General features: G+C 60.8%; 3 protein-coding genes. All 3 read right to left on the bottom strand.

All coding sequences use genetic code 11. The annotated features are described in order from the left end of the window. Positions 1-183: 183 nt before the first annotated feature. Positions 184-531, bottom strand: a complete 348-nt coding sequence (locus tag AC1DT3_RS20735) for a hypothetical protein (RefSeq protein ID WP_477467088.1) — start codon at positions 529-531, stop codon at positions 184-186. Positions 532-664: 133 nt separating this feature from the next. After that, positions 665-1,141 (bottom strand): hypothetical protein, encoded by a 477-nt coding sequence (locus AC1DT3_RS20730; RefSeq protein ID WP_477467087.1) that lies wholly within the window; start codon positions 1,139-1,141, stop codon positions 665-667. A gap of 164 nt (positions 1,142-1,305) precedes the next feature. Continuing rightward, positions 1,306-1,525, bottom strand: a 220-nt coding sequence (locus AC1DT3_RS20725) for a hypothetical protein (RefSeq protein WP_477467086.1), incomplete at its 5' end; no start/stop codon positions are given.

The raw sequence follows: 1,525 nt of genomic DNA, 5'->3' as shown, positions 1-1,525 counted from the left end.
CTGTCGGCAGAGTTCTCTTCTGCATGATGGTAGTCCTGTGTTGAGTGAATGAAGGGCTCATCCCTGACTTTTGAAATGAAGACCCAGACCTCCCGACGAGGGGGAGATCCAGGTGTCAGGTTCAAAGCGAAGGAGAGTGAAAAGGCAGCCGCTGGGACTGAGCCAGGGCCGAGGCCTCTTGCATTATCCCCGAGGGACGTTGAGGCCGGTTGAACCACCGCCAGTCTGCGGAGCAGACATATCAATCCGGAGAGCGGCACGACCGCGACGGCGAGCGTCGATGCTGGTGTCGTCATTCGCTTCAGCGCCCGAAGCAGTTCCGCCTGTCACCATGACAGCGGCGGGTGGCGGCGGGGCGGGGTCTGGTCGATTGGCGATATCAAGCTGCGTCTTGATGGACTTCTTGATGACCTCGTTATTCTTCTTCTGCTCGTTGAGCTGGCGCTTGGTCAGTGCAAGTTCCTCGTCGTGCTGCTTATCCAGCTTGAGTTGGATTTCGTCTTGACGCTTGCGCTCCTCTTCGATGCCCATTTGGGCAGTAATCTGAGCTATGCGGGATGCGCGTCCGCTGCTGCCAAAGAGGCTCATAGTGTGGTTCGCATGTTGGATGTTGTCCTACTGATGTTGATGCTGGTCATTCGCGGTTTCCGGGAGTGACTTGCTACTAGAGTGGGCCCTCATCGCCACAACGAGGGATTTTAACGACGACCTCCGAGACCTTGTTCTCCAGCGCGAGCCGGGCTTCGAACTGTTTGGCCCATGCGCGGGCAGCTATGGCGGGGCTCGTGAAGTCCGGTAGAGCGGCGACCTCGGGCGCGGCTGGCTGGAGTTCTCCGCGACGGTACGCCGTGAAGACCCGGACGATCTCCGCGCGAACCGCCTTGGCTGTCGAGGTGCGAGAGAACATGCAGACGAGGAGGGCCTGCTCTTCGTTGAGGTAGAAGGCGGCTGTCGGGCGTCCGCCCTGGTGCCCGGGGTTTGCACGTTCCGAATGCRAACTTCCGAACGCCTCAAGCTCATCGCGGTTGGCTTCGATGACCACCCGGATGTTGGTAAGGCGGGCCATCCCGAGCTGGACCGCGAGGTCCGTGTCGAGGACGCAGGGTTCGTCGTTGATCGAAACGAGGGTGAGGGCGTTCATGGTTTTGTTCGCGTGAGAAATGAGGAAGGCTACGGGCTAGAGTGGGCCCTAATCCGTCACACAGGGGATTTGATCGCCGGGCGCATCCCCGTGCGAAACGAAAAAGGCCCCCGAGGGGTGTCCTCAAGAGCCTTCGCGATAGTCTGGCGTCCTTGCCTCGGGCGCTATTCTTGTCCGCCCGTCATCGCCACTCGCGCTCGCTGTATGGCGGCCCGCGACGTGAACGACACGAAGACGCTCCCCAGATACAAGTAGGTCTCCCCTGCTTCCCTCCAGAGACCCCAGCGGCGACCTTTGGGGTGCGCAGGGTACGGGGCCGCATCCTTCGCAGGGCAGTACGCCCACAGTTGGGCTGCGCCGATGTCCACGTAGAGGGAGTTAGGT

The organism is Microvirga sp. P4_G7 (assembly GCF_056401005.1).
This window is presented reverse-complemented; position numbering and strand designations above follow the sequence as displayed.